The 20,910-nt window shown below is 37.1% G+C and carries 21 protein-coding genes and 1 pseudogene; 11 read left to right on the top strand and 11 right to left on the bottom strand.

All coding sequences use genetic code 11. From position 1 onward, the window contains the following. Positions 1-5: 5 nt before the first annotated feature. The 3 genes and pseudogenes from A0F92_RS11080 to A0F92_RS16125 form a co-directional block, all read left to right on the top strand. Positions 6-1,334: an efflux RND transporter periplasmic adaptor subunit gene (locus A0F92_RS11080; RefSeq protein WP_253810389.1), complete on the top strand. Its 1,329-nt coding sequence runs from the start codon at positions 6-8 to the stop codon at positions 1,332-1,334. A gap of 20 nt (positions 1,335-1,354) precedes the next feature. Then, entirely contained in the window at positions 1,355-2,572 is a 1,218-nt protein-coding gene (locus tag A0F92_RS11085) for an efflux RND transporter periplasmic adaptor subunit (RefSeq protein WP_068245820.1), read from the top strand. Positions 2,573-2,784: 212 nt separating this feature from the next. Further along, positions 2,785-3,009, top strand: a pseudogene (locus A0F92_RS16125) (IS1/IS1595 family N-terminal zinc-binding domain-containing protein); the annotation flags it as partial. A 460-nt stretch (positions 3,010-3,469) separates the two neighbouring features. Here the strand turns inward: A0F92_RS16125 and A0F92_RS11095 are convergent. The 11 genes from A0F92_RS11095 to A0F92_RS16130 all read right to left on the bottom strand — a co-directional run bounded on the left by A0F92_RS11095 (position 3,470) and on the right by A0F92_RS16130 (position 12,630). Further along, positions 3,470-3,901 carry a DUF6799 domain-containing protein gene (locus A0F92_RS11095; protein WP_068245827.1) on the bottom strand — a complete coding sequence of 144 codons (432 nt, stop codon included), beginning with the start codon at positions 3,899-3,901 and terminating at the stop codon, positions 3,470-3,472. A 76-nt stretch (positions 3,902-3,977) separates the two neighbouring features. After that, complete coding sequence (locus A0F92_RS11100; protein ID WP_068245832.1) at positions 3,978-4,430, bottom strand: heavy metal-binding domain-containing protein; 453 nt, start codon at positions 4,428-4,430, stop codon at positions 3,978-3,980. A gap of 73 nt (positions 4,431-4,503) precedes the next feature. Beyond that, positions 4,504-5,382, bottom strand: a complete 879-nt coding sequence (locus tag A0F92_RS11105) for a hypothetical protein (RefSeq protein ID WP_167517037.1) — start codon at positions 5,380-5,382, stop codon at positions 4,504-4,506. Positions 5,383-5,787: 405 nt separating this feature from the next. Then, entirely contained in the window at positions 5,788-6,957 is a 1,170-nt protein-coding gene (locus tag A0F92_RS11115) for a hypothetical protein (protein ID WP_068245842.1), read from the bottom strand. Between the two features lie 27 nt (positions 6,958-6,984). After that, positions 6,985-7,410, bottom strand: coding sequence for a c-type cytochrome (locus A0F92_RS11120; protein WP_167517038.1), 426 nt, complete (start codon positions 7,408-7,410; stop codon positions 6,985-6,987). 53 nt (positions 7,411-7,463) lie between these two features. Further along, the gene (locus A0F92_RS11125; protein WP_068245845.1) at positions 7,464-8,360 is read right to left on the bottom strand and encodes a hypothetical protein; all 897 of its coding nucleotides are present in this window, start codon (positions 8,358-8,360) and stop codon (positions 7,464-7,466) included. Positions 8,361-8,382: 22 nt separating this feature from the next. Beyond that, positions 8,383-9,786 (bottom strand): NrfD/PsrC family molybdoenzyme membrane anchor subunit, encoded by a 1,404-nt coding sequence (nrfD, locus tag A0F92_RS11130; RefSeq protein ID WP_068245848.1) that lies wholly within the window; start codon positions 9,784-9,786, stop codon positions 8,383-8,385. A gap of 10 nt (positions 9,787-9,796) precedes the next feature. Then, positions 9,797-10,759: a 4Fe-4S dicluster domain-containing protein gene (locus tag A0F92_RS11135; protein ID WP_068245850.1), complete on the bottom strand. Its 963-nt coding sequence runs from the start codon at positions 10,757-10,759 to the stop codon at positions 9,797-9,799. A gap of 19 nt (positions 10,760-10,778) precedes the next feature. Beyond that, positions 10,779-11,339, bottom strand: coding sequence for a helix-turn-helix transcriptional regulator (locus tag A0F92_RS11140; protein WP_068245853.1), 561 nt, complete (start codon positions 11,337-11,339; stop codon positions 10,779-10,781). 115 nt (positions 11,340-11,454) lie between these two features. Continuing rightward, complete coding sequence (locus A0F92_RS11145; protein WP_068245856.1) at positions 11,455-12,042, bottom strand: hypothetical protein; 588 nt, start codon at positions 12,040-12,042, stop codon at positions 11,455-11,457. Positions 12,043-12,237: 195 nt separating this feature from the next. Next, the gene (locus tag A0F92_RS16130) at positions 12,238-12,630 is read right to left on the bottom strand and encodes an HYC_CC_PP family protein (protein ID WP_449404422.1); all 393 of its coding nucleotides are present in this window, start codon (positions 12,628-12,630) and stop codon (positions 12,238-12,240) included. Between the two features lie 60 nt (positions 12,631-12,690). On the opposite strand from A0F92_RS16130, the gene A0F92_RS11155 reads away from it, so the two are divergent. From A0F92_RS11155 to A0F92_RS11185, 8 genes are all read left to right on the top strand, one after another. Then, a complete protein-coding gene (locus A0F92_RS11155; protein ID WP_167517039.1) occupies positions 12,691-12,936 on the top strand; it encodes a hypothetical protein in 246 nt (81 codons plus the stop codon). A gap of 54 nt (positions 12,937-12,990) precedes the next feature. Continuing rightward, positions 12,991-13,158 carry a hypothetical protein gene (locus tag A0F92_RS15650; RefSeq protein ID WP_253810391.1) on the top strand — a complete coding sequence of 56 codons (168 nt, stop codon included), beginning with the start codon at positions 12,991-12,993 and terminating at the stop codon, positions 13,156-13,158. Positions 13,159-13,218: 60 nt separating this feature from the next. After that, positions 13,219-16,383 (top strand): ATP-dependent helicase, encoded by a 3,165-nt coding sequence (locus A0F92_RS11160; protein WP_068245865.1) that lies wholly within the window; start codon positions 13,219-13,221, stop codon positions 16,381-16,383. A 94-nt stretch (positions 16,384-16,477) separates the two neighbouring features. Beyond that, on the top strand, positions 16,478-17,893 hold the full coding sequence (locus tag A0F92_RS11165) for an Ig-like domain-containing protein (RefSeq protein ID WP_068245868.1): 1,416 nt from the start codon (positions 16,478-16,480) through the stop codon (positions 17,891-17,893). Positions 17,894-17,958: 65 nt separating this feature from the next. Further along, positions 17,959-18,576 (top strand): recombination mediator RecR, encoded by a 618-nt coding sequence (gene recR / locus A0F92_RS11170; protein WP_068245896.1) that lies wholly within the window; start codon positions 17,959-17,961, stop codon positions 18,574-18,576. Positions 18,577-18,731: 155 nt separating this feature from the next. Further along, positions 18,732-19,148, top strand: a complete 417-nt coding sequence (locus A0F92_RS11175) for an OB-fold protein (RefSeq protein WP_068245871.1) — start codon at positions 18,732-18,734, stop codon at positions 19,146-19,148. A 61-nt stretch (positions 19,149-19,209) separates the two neighbouring features. Beyond that, positions 19,210-19,737, top strand: coding sequence for a YceI family protein (locus tag A0F92_RS11180; protein ID WP_068245874.1), 528 nt, complete (start codon positions 19,210-19,212; stop codon positions 19,735-19,737). Between the two features lie 363 nt (positions 19,738-20,100). Then, a partial coding sequence (locus tag A0F92_RS11185; protein WP_068245899.1) for a homocysteine S-methyltransferase family protein occupies positions 20,101-20,910 on the top strand: 810 nt, incomplete at its 3' end.

A 20,910-nucleotide genomic window follows, 5' to 3' on the forward strand; every position in this document is an offset into this window, starting at 1 on the left:
CATTTATGAGTGGAAAGAAAAATAAAATACAAATTATTATCATGGCTGTAATAGCACTATTAGCTGCTGCTGCCTTACTCTATTTTAAAGTCCTGCATCCTAAAAATGCTATCCATACCCAGCATAGCGGGATGGCTGATATGGGAAACATGGATATGCCTGCAAAAGAAGAAAAGGTTTTGTACACTTGTTCCATGCACCCGCAAATTATTCGTGAGCAGCCGGGCAATTGCCCTATTTGCGGCATGCGGTTGGTAAAAAAAGAAAACGAAAGTAAAAAGATACACGATGTGTCTTTGCATACCCTGTTACTACCAACCAATAGTTACGCTGTTTCTACCATACCTGCCACTACCTTACTCAAGAGTAAAGAACCAATAGAAATAAATGCACTCGGATATACAGCCTACAATACTAAAGAAGTAGGGGCTATATCAGCCAGGATAAGCGGCAGAATTGAAAAATTATATATTCGGTACCGCTATCAGAAAATCAGCAAAGGCCAAAAGATAATGGACATTTATAGCCCTGAGTTACTGACTGCACAGCAGAATCTTTTATTCCTGCTAAAGAACGATCCATCAAATACTTTATTAATTAATGCCGCTAAAGAAAAACTATTATTACTGGGTTTTCCAAGTGAACAATTACAGCAGGTAATAACCACACAACAACCACTGTTTACAGTTTCTGTTTACAGCAATTACAGCGGTCACATTCATGATGCTTTAAATAGTGGGATGAATAATGCAGTTCCGGAAGCCCCGGCTATGAATGAAGCTACCTCAATAACTACGCAGGGGCTTGCCCTTAAAGAAGGGATGTATCTGCAAAAAGGGCAAACAATTTTTGAAGTGTATAACATGGATAAAGTATGGGTGTTGCTTAATATTTACCCATTAGATCAGCCTTTTATTAAAGTGGGTAATAAAGTAAGAATAGTACCGGAAGCAAGGCCCGACAAAGATTTTCGCAGCTTCATTTACTTCATTGAACCCTTCTTCCGCCAGGGAAGTAAAACGGTAACAGCAAGAGTAAATGTTGATAATAATGTTTTACAATTGCCCATAGGCAGCCAGGTAAGGGCAACTATTTATAGTAACCCGGTAAATGCAGAATGGTTACCCCGTGAAGCGGTATTATCACTTGGCCTTGAAAAAGTGGTTTTTGTAAAAAGTGGAAACGGATACAAGGCGCAAAAAATAGAAACAGGAGTAACTTATAAAAATCTGATCCAGGTAACAGGTGGTATTACTCCTGTCGATTCTGTAGCAGCCAATGCGCAGTTTTTAATGGATAGTGAAAGTTTTATAAAAGTTCAGGGTAAGGATTAACTAATGAAAAAAATGAAAAAATGAAAAAAATATTGATAATGGCAGGATTAATACTTTTATCTCTTGCCTGTAAAAATAAAAATGCAAAAAATACTGCCCATGCAGAACATACAAAAGATACAGCCGGCGTGTATTATACCTGCTCTATGCACCCGCAGGTAATGCTGGATAAACCCGGCAACTGCCCTATATGCGGCATGAAACTGATAGAAGTAAAGAAAAGTACAACGCAGGATGACAACGAGGTAAAATTGAATGAGCAGCAAATTCAATTGGGCAATATTTTAACAGATACCATACACAATGGAATGATTGGCGACCAAATGGTTTTGACTGCAACACTAAATGCCGATCAGCAAAAAATTAACGCCGTTAGTGCAAGAGTGATGGGAAGAGTTGAACGGTTATACTTTAAAAATTTGGGCGATTATGTTCATAAGGGCGATAAGTTATATGATTTATACAGTGAAGAACTGAATAATGCCAAACAGGAATACATACTTTCTTTAGAAAAAAAAGAAAATCTTGATAATTCAACAATAGATTTTAACGGATTAGTGCAAAGCGCCAAAAACAAATTAGCGCTATGGGGGTTATCTGAATCGCAAATAAAGGATTTAGCAAGTACAAAAGTCATAAACCCGGTCACAACTTTTTATAGTCCCGTTAGCGGTTATATTACCACCTTAGATATACGCGAAGGGGAATATGTAAATGAAGGCGGTACTATTGTCAGGATTACTAATCTATCATCACTTTGGGCAGAAGCACAGGTTTATATTTCCCAACTGTCGCAGATTGATGTTAATGCAACTGCTCATGTTCAATTTCCTGATTTACCCGACAGGGAAACGACAGGAAAAATTGAATTCACCAATCCGGAAGCTAATCCGCAAACACGTATTACTTTACTGCGGGTAAATGTGGCTAATAGCGATAATCTGCTTAAGCCCGGCATGCCGGCATATGTAATTATAAAGGGGAAACAGGTAAATGCCTTAACATTACCCTCCGATGCAGTACTTCGTACCGGCACTGGTGCATCTGTATGGGTGCAAACCGGCAATCGTTCATTCAAAACCAGAATGGTTGAAATTGGCATGGAAGATGGAGATAGGGTTCAGATAAAATCGGGCCTTCAACCGGGGGATGTTATCGTTATCAGCGGTGCTTATTTATTAAACAGCGAGTATATTTTTAAGAAAGGCGCTAACCCCATGGCCGGGATGAAGATGTAAAACTGTAAATAAGGAAATAGATTTGTCCGTTCGTTTCAATGGGAGTGTAAAATAAATTATGTCAGTTAATAATTTTGAGGTATAATACTGAAAAATAGTTGGTAAAATCGTCTGTAATTCAATACAGAGTTGAATTATAAGGAAGTTTGGTGAAAACACTTTCACCAAACTTTTTTTGTTTATGAAAAAGCTAAAAAAAACGTTGCTGGAGTTGTCAATCTTTGTCGGTAATTGGTTGGGGTAAACAACAGAATAAACAACGATTTAAGTGCAAAAATTGTGGCATTCTATTTAGCAATAATGACAAGTTGCAAACTATTGAAAACCGTTTTATATGGTTCAAAAAATGTATATTAGAAAGGCAAACATACAAAACATTGCAAAGGGGAAGCGGCTTATCAAAAGATACTTTGCAACGCACTTTTATCACTTTTTAGCTCAAGCTCCTTTAACCCCAATAATTCACCACGATAAAATGAAAAAATACTCAAAACAACAAACGAAATTGAATCTTATTTTGGGCATCTGAAAAATCACCTATATTTACATCAAGGGTTAACAAATGAGCATCGAATCAACTTCATCAAATGGTATATATTCTTCAGAAACAAATCCAATCTTTGAGTTTTTTAAGCCATTAAAGCTACCCGATAAATAAAAGAAACTATGTAAAATAGCTTCTTTTATTTATCGTAATGTATCACTTAATTGCTTACAGGTTGCTCTCCAGCAGAACCTACTTCCTCTTTTAGTTGACAAATGCAATTAAAGGATTTTAATCTAAAAAATCACCAACTATTTTTCAGTACATTACCAATTTTGATAGAACAGAGCCTGCAGAGAAGTTCTTGCTAAGGATAGTCGAGCACAATACGTTGGTTTAATAGCTACACCTGTTCACTTCATATTTTGATGATGGCTGCCGCTACCTCCATTCATATTTTGACGATGACCGCCTGACTGCATTTTTTGCCCCTGCATGTTCATCCCATGATTCCCCTGCATTTGTCTTTGCATGATTCCCTGGGACCTGTATTTCCTTCCATTCATATCCATACATTGCCCATCACGCAGATGCAACTGTTTGCCGTTCTTTAAATGGTAAGAGCCATCGGGCTTAATGATCGTGCCGTTTTTCAATGTCATATCATTTTGCATCTGCATTTCCTTTCCATCCATGTTATGCAACATTTTTCCATCCTTCATTACTAAATGTTCGTTCTTCATTACAGCATTTTGCTGTTTTTTTTCTTCTACTTGTTGGCTTTGCGCAACAATAGTACCTGTTAGCATTATTAGCGACATTGATACTAAAAGCATTTTTTTCATATTGTATGTTTTAATGTTAAAGAAATATTTATCCTGTTATTATTTTATTTGCAGTTATTTCAAAATATATAATTGTTTAATGGCTTATTAAAAAAAACAACATCCCTGCCATCATTATTCCCATTCCCATCCCCATTGAAGACATTTTGTGCTTCTTTTCTTTTAAAGTGGGTTTAGAAAATTGGGCAGAATCATTGGTTATTTTATTATTCTCCATATTTTCTCCCGACCTGTCGGGACTCATATTACTCTCATTACTCATGCCCTTCATCATCGGGCACATCATTTTCATCTTATGCTTTTTATGTTTTTTTTCTGATGCTTCATATTTTTTTACTAATTCCATTCCGCATTTCGGGCAGGTGCCGGGTTGCTTGGATTGTATTTCAGGATGCATGGTGCAGGTGTAAATAACAGTACTTCGTTGGGTGGTATCGGCCACACTTTTATTTTGCCCTATTACAGGGACAACTACAAATATAAAAACCGTTAATGCCAGCATCATTAAAATCATTTTTTTTGTTTTCATTGCCGTAAAGTTTAATTATTATTATACTATTATTATACTATTTGTTAAATACGATGAACATATATTTGGGAGTTTATAAAAATTTATAACTTACCCCCAGAGACCAGAAAAAACTATTGGAAAGATCCTCTTTATAAATATTTGGACCATTGGCAATTGTTGCAGCATTAACCGGTATAGCATAAACAGGGTAAAAGGAAAAACGGAATTTATTAAGTGTATAACTAACCAGTAAACTCAGTTCATAATCTAGCATGTAAAAAGAAGCGGCTCCGCCCATACTTCCTCCCATTGTAGAAGAGCCTCCGCCGCCAATCATGTGCCGCCCAAAGCGTAGGTTATTGTTATAATTACTATAATAGTTTTGTGTACCGGCATTCAGAAAAACCGTAGGAGCAATTGCGAGGTTATCGTTGACTGCGTAAAAGATATGGCTTACAGCAGCGTCCAAAATGAAGTCAGTAGTGTTACTAAAATAGGTGCTACCATCAATATATACATCCACTATATCAAAATCATAGTCAATATAGGCGCTCACATTACCTGATAGCTCCGACTTTACAGTATAACTTTTAGTATTAAAAAAATATTTGGTTGCGGAAATACCAGCGCTGAAATTTTTTAAATAGTAATCATAGCCGGTTGATAGCGTAAATAAATCAAACCTGTTTTCCCCGGCAGCTGCCAGGTAAGAAGCTCCACCATTAATAAATAAACCTGATTTATGATAATACCCTACAAATGTAGATAAGTAAGGAGCCACTAAAAAACTCTTGCGCCCTAAAAAAACAATATTATTGTTATAATTGGTACTGGCCAAGCCATAAGATTTTTTCTCATCCGAACTTTTCTTTTTGGTAGAATCTGCGTTGAATTTTTCCTGCGCAATGGATTTTATTGGTGTAATAAAAAGCACCAATAAAAAGGAGGCAAAAAATAGTATGTTTTTCATTTTCATTTCATTTTTATTCATACATCCCGATATATTTCGATCATACCTTTATTCTGCTTAAATCTATTTTGTTTTTTGCCTCCATTGTTTTTTCAACGGAAAAAATATATTAAATATCCTAATCGCCTGTCTGTAGAAATTCCAGGATTTTTTTTGATTCAGTTTCAGTTAGCATTGCCCGCTGTCGCATGTGGCTGCTAATTATGTTCCATTGAGTATTGGTAAAAGCCGAGCTGGGTGGCGAGTTGTGGCACCTCATGCAATTTTGTGCCCAAAGCTGACTGCCGCTTTTGTCAGTTACTTTAGATGATACACAACTGGCAAACACTAAACCCATAGTGATGATAATTGCAAATACAATTATTAATATATTACGTTTCATAATTTTTATTTTTATAAAATGAATTAAAATCCAACTGCAATCTGGATGAAAATTGCATTGTTATTTTTCTCCGACTGATAGGCTGCTTTGAATGCAGTACGCCAGTTAAACCAATAATTAATTCCATAGGTATATTGCCTGATTTCCTGAAGGTCTTTCGCACCTGTAGGAGGATTGAAACCCGCATACCGGAATACTAACTCCGTTTTTTTCAAAAATTTGCTTTGAGACATAGTAGGCCGGTAAGCCGCCTGCGAAAAAAAAGAGGTACGCTTATTATCAAATGTGTACCAAGTTGAACCAGTAGGATCACCAGGATCTAAATAACTGGCATTATCAATATTCGCCTTATTCCATTGCGCTTTAATATCGAGTGTACCTTTAATGATGTCTATCGGATTGATATAAGAAAAGTCTACCGCATACATAGCAGCTTTAACAGACTTATAATTGTAGCTGGTATCCCCTACATTTCCATATCGGTAAGAAAACCCAATTTCAAGGGAAGAATTTTCTATGGGCAATAGACCTACACGACCGCCATACGACAATTTTTTACTTTGTACATCTACATTGCCATAACTAAGTGTGCCTTGTTTAGAGGGTATTGCGGGATCAGTTATTAATGCAGCATTATTACTTACAAAAAAACTATAATTAATTTTCGATGCTCCTATTTGAGCCCCTCCCCGAAAATCAAAACCAATTTCAGATACAGGGCCAAAAGCCAATTCATCTTCACCGTTGGCTAATGGTACCGTTGGTAGTTTATTAATCCAGGAAGGATGCAGCCTGTCCTGAAAAATACCAAAAGGCGCTAAAAACTTTCCGGCCCTGATGGTTAAATATTTATTCACAAAGAAAGAAGCATCTGCATAGCCCAGCTCTATATTTGTGGCATTACCCATAATGGCTGTTTCCATTTCAACCTCCACTAAAATCTTTTCATGCGGTTTCCATAATAATATCGGGGTAAACCCAACATCTGAAAACGTTGACTGATTATTTGAAAACTTACCGTTAAAAGTTGTAAATCCTGATATTAAAAACTTACTGGCTTTTGCAACTTGTGTCTGTGTACTATTTTTTATCAGGCTGTCAATTAACTCCTGGTTATACTGTTGTGCATAAATTTGGGGACTGTTTATCAATCCGCCAATTGCAAACAGGATAATTATTAATTTAGGTTTCATATCGCTATTTTTTTGTTATTAAACTGATTATTTACTGAATGTTCGGATATAATTCAATACTTGCCAGCGTTGTTCATCCGTAAGGGATTTTTTGGTTGATGGCATTGGCTTTCTCCCTTCTTTAATTTTCCAGAAAAGCTCCCCATCTGTCTGATTCTTTACTTTCAGAGTATTGAAACTTTCGGGAGATTTATCAAGTGTAGCGCTGTTCGGTCCATTACCCAATCCCTTTTTGCCATGGCATTCTAAGCATTCCTTTATGTAAATAGCCTTTCCGGCAGCAATAGATGCGGCATTTGCCGGAATGGGGTTCTTTATATTTTTTGCAGATTCCGGCGCCTTCCATTCACTTTGTTGCGGGATGAAAGAAGCTAAAACCAGGCAGACAGCAAAAAAGATGACGCTTATAAAAGCAGATTTTGTTAGTGGCTTGTATTTTAAAATGTTTTTCATGTTTCTTGTTTTAATTTGTTAAATAATTAAGTTGTACTATTCTTTGGTTGCTCTTATGCTGATGCTTTCTTTTCAATTTTAGTTATCTGATAAATTACAAATCCGTAGGTAAACCAAATGCCACCGAAAATGATGCTGAAAGAGATAATTAAAATGATAGGAGCTCTTGGTTCCCATAGTGCACGGGGAAAGGGATTTTTTTCAACAACCAATGGTTCCCCCCATTTTGAAATAGAAGTGGCTTCCACATTTCCATATACTTCATTGTCTATTATTCTTGCCACCAGAACTACATTTCCTTTTTCATCTCCTTTTATTTCTTTGGGAAAATTAAAAGTTGCCATACCCCTGTCATCTGTTGTTACGTTTGCTTCATCACTTAATGGCATTATGCCGAACAACCGTTGAATGCCAAAGTTTACTTCTACATTTGGTATCGGTTTTTCTTTCCCGTTAGCCAGTATCTCTGTTGCAAGAACGGATATCAATTTGGATGAATCCCCTTCAGATAAACTAAGAACCAGCCTGGCATCTTTCACAGAAGCCTGCGCTTCGGCATCTTCATATCCTTTATCATTTTCAATGCGTGCGATAATAGTAACACCTGAAGTATCTGTGGAAATTTCTTTTGGAAAATGGATGCTTGCCTTACCTCCTTCACTGGTTAAAGCTTCCCCTAAAAATGATTTTCCGGCTAATGCGGATGTATAAAAATTGATTTTGACACCCCGCACAAAAACCAGCTTCCCACTATCATTTTTCGTAGATACATTGGCAACAATTGTCCTGTCTCCATCGGCATTTTTATAAAAAGATAGCTCAACCGTGGCTGTCTTTTTTTTATCAAGTTGCTGCTGGTCTCTGGTATACGAAGTACTCCAAATCAAAACAGCAGCTAAAATGAACGTGGCAGATTTAAATACAATTTGATTTTTTAAAGTAAGTTTCATTTTTCTTTATTTTTTTAGTCGGTTATGATGTAGCTACCTGTACGTTTTCTTTCTCATTTTTAATAGCGTTATCAACCTGTTCATACTTTTCTTCAATCTCTCTCCCTTCTTTCACTTCCCAAATAGAAACGATGGGGAAAATTTTAGCAAACAGTGTTATCACCAGGAATATACCTGCTAATGCCCCAAAGGTGATAGACCATTCAACCCAGTTAGGAAAATATTGTGACCATTCTATCGGCACTTTCTGGATGGGTAAGTAAGGATGTAAAAGGGTTGGTATGACGATGATGTATCTTTTTACCCAGGCTCCAATCACGATAATGATACAGACAATGCTTGCCATAACGGGTGTTCGCCCTTTAGGGAAGGCAAGGATTATGGCGGGTACTAATACGGTACCCAATTGAAGTATCCAGAAAACGGAAGAATAACTACCACTAAATAAGTCGTGCAATAAAAATCCTTCTGAGCTTGCCATCTTATAAGCGGGTACTGCATACTCGTTCAAATTAAAGTAGGCATAGATAAGGGTTAGGGCCAGTACTATTTGCCCCATGTAGTTAAACTGCTTTTTGGTGATATATTTTTCCAAATGATACATCCTGCGGAAGGCCGCCATAATAAGCACTACAGCTGCTGAACCGGAATAAAGGGCTCCTGCTACAAAGTAAGGTCCGAAAACGGTGCTGTTCCATCCGGGGCGAAGCGTCATGGCAAATATGTATCCAACTACCGTATGCACGGAAACAGCAATGGGAATAATAATGATGGTCATTACATGCATTCCTTTTTCCAGCCGTTTCCAATTGCCGGGTGTGTCTTGCCATCCTAAGGATAGTTTTCTGTAAATCCATTTTCTTAAGCGGGTAGCATTACCAGACAAGCGGTCGCGGCAAAGAGCAATATCCGGTATCATAGGTAAATACAAAAACAATGAGCTGCCAACAAAGTAAGTTCCGATACAAATAATATCCCATAAGAGAGGGGATTGCAATCTGCCAAAAATTACTAAATTGGGTATCCGGTCAGGACGTCCCATATCAATAATAGGCATGATGCCGCCAAAAAGTAACGACACCCATGTAAGCAGCTCTGCCGAACGGGTTATGGGTCTTCTCCATTCTTTATTGGTGATCCTGAGAATAGCAGATACCAATGTACCGGAGTGGCTTATTCCAATGAAGAATACAAAAGTGGAAATGTAGAGGCCCCACGATACATAATTTCGCATGGCAGTGGTTCCCAAACCAAAATATATTTGCCGGATGTAAATTGCTGCTCCCCATACTACGATGATAAGCAGAAATCCAATCCAAAAACGATTGAGTGGGCTGTACTTTCCTATTGGTTTTAAAAAGTCATTTTCAATACTCTCTACATTATTATTATTTGTAACAGTAGTATGTTCATTTTTCTTTTCCATATAATTTTTTTTACATGTTCATTGACTCATGATTGTGATTTTTCTTTTCGCCTTCTTTATCATTATTCATGTCTGGTTTCGGATACTTCCTGTTTTTTGGGGGCAGATAATAGACCCTGGGTTTTGTTCCTAATTCTTCTAAATACCTGTATGCAGCATTATCTTCCAGTAATTTGCTTAACTGTACAGTTACACCTACACTATTTGTAACAGCATTTTCGTTTTCATCCCCCATGTAAATAGCGCCCATAGGGCAGCCTGTTACACAAGCGGGCAATTTGCCTTCTCTCATTACATGAGGGCAAAAATCACATTTCTCTACAGTACCAACTTTACGGGGAAAACTTTGTTCAGGAGAGTATGGTACCATTTTTTCAGCTGCCGATTCTTCGGGTCTGTCCCAATTAAAAAAGCGGGTAGAATAAGGGCAGGCCACCATGCAAAACCGGCACCCGATACATCTTTCATTATCAATGAGCACAATGCCATCCTGGCGCTTAAATGTTGCATCAACCGGGCAAACCTTGGTACAGGGAGGATTATCACAATGAAAGCATGGTTTTGGGAAATAATAAGGCGCTGATTTTTCATTATCCTGCATCGTGAACACTTTTATCCATTCCCGGTCAGGTGGGGTAAAGTGCATTTTCTGACAGGCTTTGGTACATTCACCACAGCCATCGCATTTAGCCAGGTCAATCACCATCACAAATTTCTTTCCGGGAATTCCTTTTCTCGCTTCAGTATTGCTCACAGGAGGGGCATTGTGTTCATGTTGTAAATGTGTGCTGTTTATCTCTACTAACTTTCCATCCGGCGTAAGCACTTTCACTTTTTCTCCTTGTGTCTCTCCTTTGTCATTACAGGAAACAAAAGAGTTGATTACCGAACCCCCAATAACACCGGCTGTTATAGTTGCCACTGAAGACTTTAAAAACTTTCTACGCTCATTGTCAGGTGTATTTTTTTGCATAAATCAATGATTTAAGAATTTATAGTAAGATTATCAAAATTGGTTTTAGCGCTTCTTCGCTTTTGTTTGTTATCAAATCCGGTTTGTTCAAAATATTGCGCAGCAGTTTTTTCCCCTGTATTTTTTTCGAAACGGGTTGCAGTTTATATTCATCCGGGGATACCCCTGTTTCTTTTCTAAACCGGGTTCTGAATGTTTGCTGCGAACGGTAACCCAAATGCAAAGCAATATCTGCAAGGCATAGCTCTCTTTGTACAATGAGTTCTTTGGCCTTCTCTGTTTTTAAGCGGGTATAATATTTTTCAATAGTTACCCCTGTAACATCAGAAAAAATTTTGCTTAAATAATTATAATTGCAGTGCATCAATTCAGGCAGGTAAGCAGGAAGCCTGGGGTGCTGCTTTCTTTCTTTTGTAACAGCCATATTGAGATATTTGCATAAATGCGAATGTATTTTCACTACAAGTTTGTCTTCCTCTTTATCAGCAATATCAAATCCATATTGATTAAACGCTACCCTGATTGCAGATAAATCATCCTGACCTAAATGCTTAGCAATTACCGCCTCACCTAAAGTCACTGAAAGCGTTTTATACCCCGCCTTTTTTAAAAGGTTCCTAACTGTATCAATGCATCGGTTACAACACATGTATTTAATATAAAAATGAATGGTTTCCATAATCTCTTTCTACTAATTACTCCATGATACTTTTATATATCCGGTTTAGCTTGTACATTTTGTGAAAATCATCATAGCGTATGAGATCTGGATCTGATTTGAAGTTTTCATCCAGCATATCGTGAAAAGCATGATTGTTTGGAAATGTTTTTTTTAGATTTATAATGGTTAAAGGTTGCGGAAGAGAAAATGCCCCTACACTAAAAAAATACGTCGGCGCATATTTTGCAGCTGCTTTAGGCGGATATGAAGGAGGCTGGTAAACATACATAAGTAAGTATTCGCCTGGGTTTAGTATTTTATATTGTTTATTATTTATAAACCTGAATTCTTCACCGTTTGTATTCCTGTAGCCATACGTATCACTTTTTAGCAGCGTGTATGTACTGCCTTTGTGCTTAATGACTATTATCTTATCGTTGAACAAAATATCGTCTTTTATTTTATGCTTTTCATTTTTATAATTAATTGCATACGATAATTTTCTTTCCTGAAAATCCCGGGCGGTTTTATAAATTCCACTGCTGTCTTTTTGTGCAAGAGCAGTTCGGGTAATAGCCAGCAGGCTGATTACCAACATCAGGATAAGATGCTTTTTTTTCATTTCTTTTGATTGTAAGTATGGAGAAATAATTATTGATCTTTTTTTCCACCTTTCCAAAATGCCCTTTTTGGCATAAGGAAGGGATGATAATACCGTTGATAAATAACTGTTTTTTATATGAGAAAGCAGCAATTGAGGAATACGATTCCTCTCAACATCTCAATAGTATCGTGAAATGATAGATGTTTGAAGGAATCATATTCTGAAAGTCCTATTGAGGAGAAATATAGGAGGTTGGGAACAACTTCGGTCAATTTTATTGATAGCAATACCGAAATTTAAACCATCATCAAGAGGAATAAAACAATTATTATATAAAGAAGAAGGCTCAATGTCAAAATATATGCCAGCAACTAATAAAGAGTTAACCTGGGCACCTTTGTGAATATTAACTTTCGTAAAATGCAATTTATCCTTACAACATCCCTTCGGCATATCTTTGGGGTTGCAATTGCATCCTCTGTGCCCACCAAAATTTAAGACTGATATTTTTGTTAAGTGACCCTGGCAATAGTGAGAATTAATAGCAATGCTGAATGCACTGGCTGAGTAAACAAAGAGAAGCAGTATGACTATTATTTTTTTCACCTTATTTACATTTAAGGATGGTGTAAAAGTACTTTTTGAAATTATCCGTAAATATGATTTTTGTCAGTTTTTGTCAGGAATAAATATGATTTTAGTCAGTATGTGAAAGTTTACAACACCAAACGATTACATGGCTCCCTAAAAATGCAAACCCCACAAAGTGTATGGGATAACTGGTATCATAAAAATAACACCCCAACAAAGGGCGAACGGATGTCCCTACATACAGAAGTGAGCCCTTTGTTGGAAAACAGTAAAAATATTACCACTATTAACCAAAAATGTCAAACCTTTACCAATATTTAATCCAAAAATTAGGGGGTTAATGCACAGAATAACATTGACAATAACAAAACAATATTGAAACAACTTGAAAAATCAATCCTTTTAATAGAGTTTAATCAAGAATATTTAAAACGGTTTTTAAGTCAGGGAACATTAACTAAAAAAGATTTGCTGGACTTCTATTCAGGTGAAAATGTGAAAGATAAATACCGTTTAATTGAAAAAGAAATTGATGCATCATAGTATCCAAAACAATATGCATAATAAATAGCATAACATTTGTTTGTTAGCAATGAATTTTAAATGAACATAATTAATGTAAAAATAACTACCTATATGCAACTCAATGAAAATTTTCAAAAAATATACCAACAATTAAATGATGAGCAAAAAAAAGCCGTCAATAAATTGGAAGGCCCTGTTATGGTCATTGCCGGTCCCGGTACCGGTAAAACGCAGATTTTATCGGCACGAATTGGAAAAATTTTGTTGGAAACCGATACACTTCCCGAAAATATTCTTTGCTTAACCTATACTGATGCCGGTGTTGTTGCCATGCGCAAACGCCTCATGAGTTTTATTGGCCCCGATGCTTATAAAGTAAACATTTATACCTTCCATGCTTTCTGCAACGATATTATTCAGGAGAATTTATCGATGTTTGAAAAAACAGCACTCGATCCTATTTCAGATTTGGAATTAACAGCACTGCTAAAACAACTTATTGATGCTTTCCCAAAAAACCATCCACTGAAACGATATAGAGGTGATGTATATTTTGAAATAGAAAACCTGCAGAAATTATTCAGCACCATGAAAAGAGAAGGGTGGACACCTGAATATATCCTTTCTGCTATTGATGCTTATTTGAACGATTTGCCCAATCGTGAAGAATTTATTTATAAAAGAAAAACCGGCCGTAATAATCCGGGCGATTTAAAAGAAAAACAAATACAGGAAGAAAAAGATAAAATGGAAAAACTGCGTGCTGCCGTGCAGGAATTTGACCGTTTTCAGGCAATGATGAAACATAACAACCGCTACGATTTTGATGATATGATTAACTGGGTAATTCAGGCATTTGAACAAAACCCGGGTTTATTGTTAAAATATCAGGAGCAGTTTTTATATATTTTGGTAGATGAATACCAGGATACCAGCGGTACACAAAATAAGCTGGTACAATTGCTCATTAATTATTGGGAAGAACCCAATGTTTTTGTGGTGGGCGATGATGATCAAAGTATTTACCGTTTTCAGGGTGCTAATATCGAAAACATGCTCACGTTTGCACAACAATACCAAAATAGTTTAGCAACCATTGTGCTCACAAAAAATTATCGTTCCATTCAACCTATTTTAAATACAGCTACATCTATTATTAATCGTAATGCAGAGCGTTTGGTAAAGCAAATAGAGGGCCTATCAAAAGAGTTAACTGCCGCTAATGCTAACATTAATGAAATGAAACAATTGCCGGTTGTGCAAGAGTACAATAATCAACACGCAGAAATGATAGGTATTACGCTTCAAATTGAGGCTCTTTTACAACAAGGAATTGCACCCGGAAAGATTGCGGTAATTTATAAAGAACACAAATTTGGAGAAGAACTGGCTAAATATTGCACTGTTAAAAATATTCCTGTTTTTACCAAAAAGCATGTCAATATTTTCACTATTCCTTTAGCAAAAAAAATACTGTTGCTATTAGCGTATTTAGCTGCTGAACACGATGCACCCTATGGGGGCGATGAAATGTTATTTGAAATTTTGCATTTTAACTGGTTTCAAATTCCGCCCATTGAAATTGCAGCACTCTCTGTTGAAGTGGCCGATTTGAAATACACTGCAAAAAAAACATCCATTCGAAAATTATTATACGATAAAGCCAATGCACCGGCCAAAGATTTATTTACTGAATCACTGCTTCTTGCTTTAAAAAAAGTTTCTTTCATCATCGAAAAACTGATTGCTGCTGTACCCAATGTTACCCTGCAACATTTATTTGAAAAAGTAATTTCCGAAACAGGCATTATACAACACATCATGCAACAACCCGATAAGTTTTATGCATTGCAGGTACTCACCGCTTTATTCGATTTTGTGAAAGAAGAAACCCGCCGCAATCCTTTTTTATCACTAAAAGAATTTGTATCTCTCATTCAATTAATGCAAAGCGAAAAAATTCCATTGCCCTTAGTACAGGTGAACGGAAACGATAAAGGCGTTAACTTTTTAACAGCCCACGGTTCTAAAGGGCTGGAGTTTACTTATGTATTTTTTGCAGGTTGTAATGCACCTTTCTGGGAAAAAAAGCGCAAACAAAGTGATGGGTACAGTTTTCCCGATACCCTTTTTGCTTCTACCCCTAAGCATAAAGAGGAAGAAGAATTGCGCCGCTTATTTTATGTAGCAATTACCCGGGCAGAACAATATTTAATGGTAAGCTATGCGGCATTTAAAAATGATGGCAAATACCTTGAACCTTCTATGTTTATTGCCGAAATGATGGAGCACAATGATGTAACCATTGAAAAGAAAACCTTGGATGCGGCCACTATCGCCGATTTTCAGGCGCTTAGTTTTGCCAATACTGCTGCACCTGAAATTGATAAGTTAGAAACCGATGTGATCAATCGCCTGCTCGAAAAATTTGTAATGAATGTTACGGCATTGAATAATTATTTAAAATGTCCGCTGGAGTTTTATTATAAAAATTTAATTCGAATTCCTTCACCTAAAAATGAATCAACCGAATTTGGTTCAGCGGTTCACTATGCACTGGAAAAATTGTTTAAAAAAATGAAGGAAGATCCCAACAACCAATTCCCTCCATTGGAAGAATTTATTTCCGATTTTGAATGGTATATGCACCGCCACCGCGAAAGCTTTACCCAGGAGCAGTTTGAACGTAGATTGGAATATGGCCAACTGGTATTAACCAACTATTATCAGGAAAATATTTTAACCTGGCATAAAATTGTAGTAGTAGAACATACCATCAAAAATATTGTCATCAATGGGGTACCGCTAAAAGGGAAATTAGATAAATTAGAATTTGATGGGAAAGCGGTAAATGTAGTGGATTATAAAACCGGTAATGTTGAAAAAGCACAACCTAAATTGCTGCCGCCAAATACTGACAATCCATTAGGTGGTGACTACTGGCGACAAGCCGTTTTTTATAAAATTCTGGTAGATAACGATGCCACCAAAAATTGGGAAGTGGTTAGTACAGAATTCGATTTTGTTGAGCCTGATAAAAAAAACAATTACATCAAACAAAAACTGGTGATAAAACCCGAAGATGTAACCACCGTAAAACAACAAATTACCACCGTATGGGAAAAAATTCAGGCACACGATTTTTATACTGGCTGCGGCAGTGCCGATTGCCATTGGTGTAATTTTGTAAAAGATAATAACCTGGCCATTGCCTTACACGAGCTGAATGAAGAAGAAATATAGATTTTATCATTCTGTTAATCGGCTTTACCCATTTCTAAGCGTAAGTTTGCGCTTGTCGGTTAACTGCCATTTCGTTGTATAAAACAATAATTACATGCAAAAAATAATTGGATGTTGCTTCATAGCCGCCTTATTCATTCCCTTTATATTTACGGGATGTGCCAATATTATTCCACCGTCTGGCGGCCCAAGAGATACCATTCCACCTCATTTGGTAACCGCCGTACCCAAAGATTCTATGTTGTATTTTAATGCCAATAAAATTCTGCTAACTTTCGATGAATATGTAGATGTAAAAGATGTACAAAAAAATTTAATTGTTTCCCCCAACCCTAAAAGTACCCCCATTATTGAAAATCATTTGAAAAATGTAACCATTAAATTAAAAGATACACTCCATCCCAATACTACCTATTCCATCAATTTTGGAAATGCTATTCGCGATGTAAATGAAGGAAATATTCTTAAAAATTTCATTTATGTATTCTCAACCGGTAATCATTTAGATACGTTTAGTTTCAGAGGCAAAGTATTACTGGCCGAGACCGGAAAAACCGATTCAACCCTTATTGTGGTTTTGTATGAAAATTTGAACGATACGGCCGTGGTAAAAGATGCACCTAAATACTATGCTCGTGTAAATGGTAAAGGCAATTTTGTATTTCATTTTTTACCTGCCAAAACATTTGCGGCCTATGTATTGCCCGATGATTACAGTAAACGTTACGATGATTCTACCAAAATGTTTGCTTTTCTCGATTCAAATATTGCCGTAGGTACGCATACACCTATGGTTACATTCTATTCATTTGAGGCCGCAAAGAAAAAAGAAAAAACAGCTAAAACCAATGCGCCACCTGCTGCTAAACTCAGCAAAAACAAAGAACGGAATGAAGAACAGAAGCGGCTGCGTTTTAGCATTAACTTAGACAATGGTAAACAGGATTTATTAAACCCGGCACTTCAAATTAAATTCAATACACCTTTAGATACGCTCAACACTGCTGCAGTGGAGTTGTTAGATACCTTGTTTAAACCTGTAAAAGGTTATACTGTTCAGTTAGATAGTACCAAAACCATTTGTAGTATTACTTATTCCTGGAAAGAGGCTGAACATTTTATATTGCTGCTTCAAAAAGATGCGGCGGTTGATACCAACCACATTCAATTAGCAAAAGCCGATACTATTCACTTTTCTACTAAAAACGAATCTGATTACGGCTCTTTACGCATCCGTTTCAATCATCTCGATTTGGCTAAACATCCGGTATTACAAATGTTCCAAAACAATACCATCGCTGAATCAATCCCCATTACTTCAAAAGAAATTTTCAGAAAATTATACCGCCCCGGCGATTATGATTTGCGTATTCTTTACGATACCAACCAAAATGGTATTTGGGATACCGGTAATTTTAAAAAACACCTGCAACCTGAAATTGTATTCGATCTCGATAAAAAAATTGTGCTGAAAAATAATTGGGATAATGAGTATGAATTGAATTTGTAAATGCCATTTTTGTTTTTACGCTTCAACAAAATATGTTCCTTACTGCAAAACTTTATCTTTGCGCCATGCAGTTACCTTCCAGTTTATTAGAAAATGCAGTGGCACAATTTGCCAAATTACCCGGCATAGGCAAAAAAACTGCCTTACGTTTAGTATTGCATTTATTAAAACAAAACGAGACAGAGGTAACCGTTTTTGCCGATACCATTGCCAAAATGCGCCGCGAAATAAAATTTTGCCAACGCTGCTTCAATATCAGTGATGGCGATATTTGCAGTATTTGTGCCAATTCTATGCGGAACGCCGGGGTTATATGTGTAGTAGAAAATATTCGCGATGTAATAGCTATTGAAACCACACAACAGTTTAACGGAACATATCATGTGTTAGGCGGCATTATATCGCCGTTAGATGGGGTTGGCCCCGATCAGCTTACCATACAGCCATTGGTGCACCGCTTAGAAACCGAACATACCGAAGAGTTGATTTTTGCACTAAACCCCACCATTCAGGGCGATACCACCATTTATTATATCCAAAAAAAAATACAGCACCTACCCTGTAAAATTACTACCATTGCCCGTGGCATTGCTTTTGGCGGCGAGTTGGAATATGCCGATGAAATGACTTTGGCCCGCAGCTTAGCCAATCGCTTACCCATACAACAATATGTTAAAGGTTAGCTGACGGTAGTACAATAATTTTTTTTAAAATTTACAGCTCATTATTTTTAGGCAATTACACTGTTGCTAGCATATTGGTACAACATTTAGGTCATCTGTTGGTTATATATAAAAAAATAATGTAATTAAAAAAATTTCAAAAATTGAATACGCACATGAAAAAAACATTGAAATATTTTTTAATTCTGGTAGTAGTAGTAGCCATTGCTGCTACCGGTTTTGTAGTGTATGTGTATAATAAACCACACAGAAATGTTGCTAAAGAAAAAGCAGTGACCCTTACTGCAGAACAATTATATCATGCGTTTAAAGACAATGAGCAACAGGCCAATCAGCTATATTTAGATAAAGTCATTGAATTAACAGGTCGAATTGCACAAATTGCTACCAATCAGCAAGGCCAAACCGTTATCGACTTCAATACCGCCGATTCAATGGTAACCATTAATTGTACCTTTAAAAATAAGCCTCCTAATATTAAAGTTGGCGATTCTGTTCACTTTAAGGGCATTTGTACCGGCTATATCCCCGATATGAATGTGGTAATGAACAATGGCATTTTAGTAGAATAGATGTTTCAATCAATTACAGCCATCTACAAACAATGCATAAAATAGTATAAATCATCACTTCATGTATACTAAACTTTCCCTTCTATTCCTTTTCTGTGTTTTAAGTATTGCCGGTCTTCAGGCGCAAAAATCGTTTGTTACCCGTAACGGGCAAATTAGTTTTGTAGCCACCAATGATGATGATGTAAGTGCTGTGAATAATGAAGTAGCCAGCCGTATCACTACTAACGGACAAATCACTTTTAGTCTGTTAATCAAAAGTTTCTTTTTCCAATATGCCGAAATGCAGGATCATTTCAACAGCGATTATCTGCAAAGCAATACCTATCCGCGTTCCGATTTTAAAGGCAATATCACCAATATCCAATCCGTTAATTTTTCGAAAAACGGAATATATCCTGTTACCGTACAGGGTAATTTAACCCTGCATGGCATTACAAAACCCATCACCGTTCCCGGCACCATCGAAGTGGCAAACAATAAAATTATTGCCAAAGCCAGGTTTACATTGCTTTTGAGCGATTTTAACATTCATGCCGACAGGGTAGCCAAAAAAGTAGCCATTCAATTCAATTGCACCTATCAATAATCTGTTGCTGCTAACACCCGTTTGTATTTTTTCCCGCTTACTTATCTTAACTTTGCAGCAATTCAGGTGGATTTGTTTATTGTTCGGCCTGTGCAAATTGAACTAATAAACGGTAAAAGCTGCTGCATTTTCTTCACAGTAACTCAATCGTTCAACAGTTCAAAATTTTTATGTTACCGGCTGCAGTAAGGCTATTGAACTGCCGTTGCGTCGCACACTGCATCGTTCAAAACACCGCTCAGCCAAACCGCTCCGCAACAAACATTCCACCATCGAAGTAAAGTTTGTTATGAAATGGCATGTGCACAGCACGCAAAACTTTATAAAAATATTTATCCGGGTATCAAAAAAACAGATGCAAAAATGAAATCAATTAAAGACTGTTTACAAAAACGCATTCTCATCATCGATGGGGCAATGGGAACCATGATACAACGGCACCAATTGCAGGAAGCCGATTACCGCGGCGAAAGATTTAAAGACTGGCCGGTAGATGTGAAGGGAAATAATGATTTGTTGTGTATTACCCAACCCGAGATTATTAAAAACATTCATCGGCAATATTTAGAAGCCGGTGCAGATATTATTGAAACCAATACGTTCAGCAGTACGGCCATTGCAATGGCGGATTATAAAATGGAAGCCCTGGCTTATGAATTAAATGTTGCAGCCGCACAATGTGCCCGTTTTGTAGCCGATGATTTTACTGCTAAAAACCCCGATAAACCGCGCTTTGTTGCCGGTGCCATGGGGCCGCTGAACAAAACACTCAGCCTTTCGCCCGATGTTAATAATCCAGGTTTTCGTGCTGTTACCTTTGATGAGGTAATGCAAGCCTACTACGAACAGGTAAAAGGTTTGGTACATGGCGGCGTAGATGTATTGCTGATTGAAACCATTTTCGATACCCTGAATGCCAAAGCGGCCATATTTGCCATTAAAAAATATTTTCGCGACCATCAGCAACCGGAACTGCCCATTATGATCAGCGGTACCATTACCGATGCCAGCGGCCGCACTTTAAGCGGACAAACACTCGAGGCGTTTTATACCTCAGTAATGCATGCACAACCCTTAAGTGTGGGTTTAAATTGTGCACTGGGCGCAGCAGAAATGCGCAGCCATATTGAGGAGTTATCGCAAATTGCTGCCGCATACACCTCTGCCTACCCT

This window comes from Hydrotalea flava (assembly GCF_001623405.1).
GTDB lineage: Bacteria > Bacteroidota > Bacteroidia > Chitinophagales > Chitinophagaceae > Hydrotalea > Hydrotalea flava.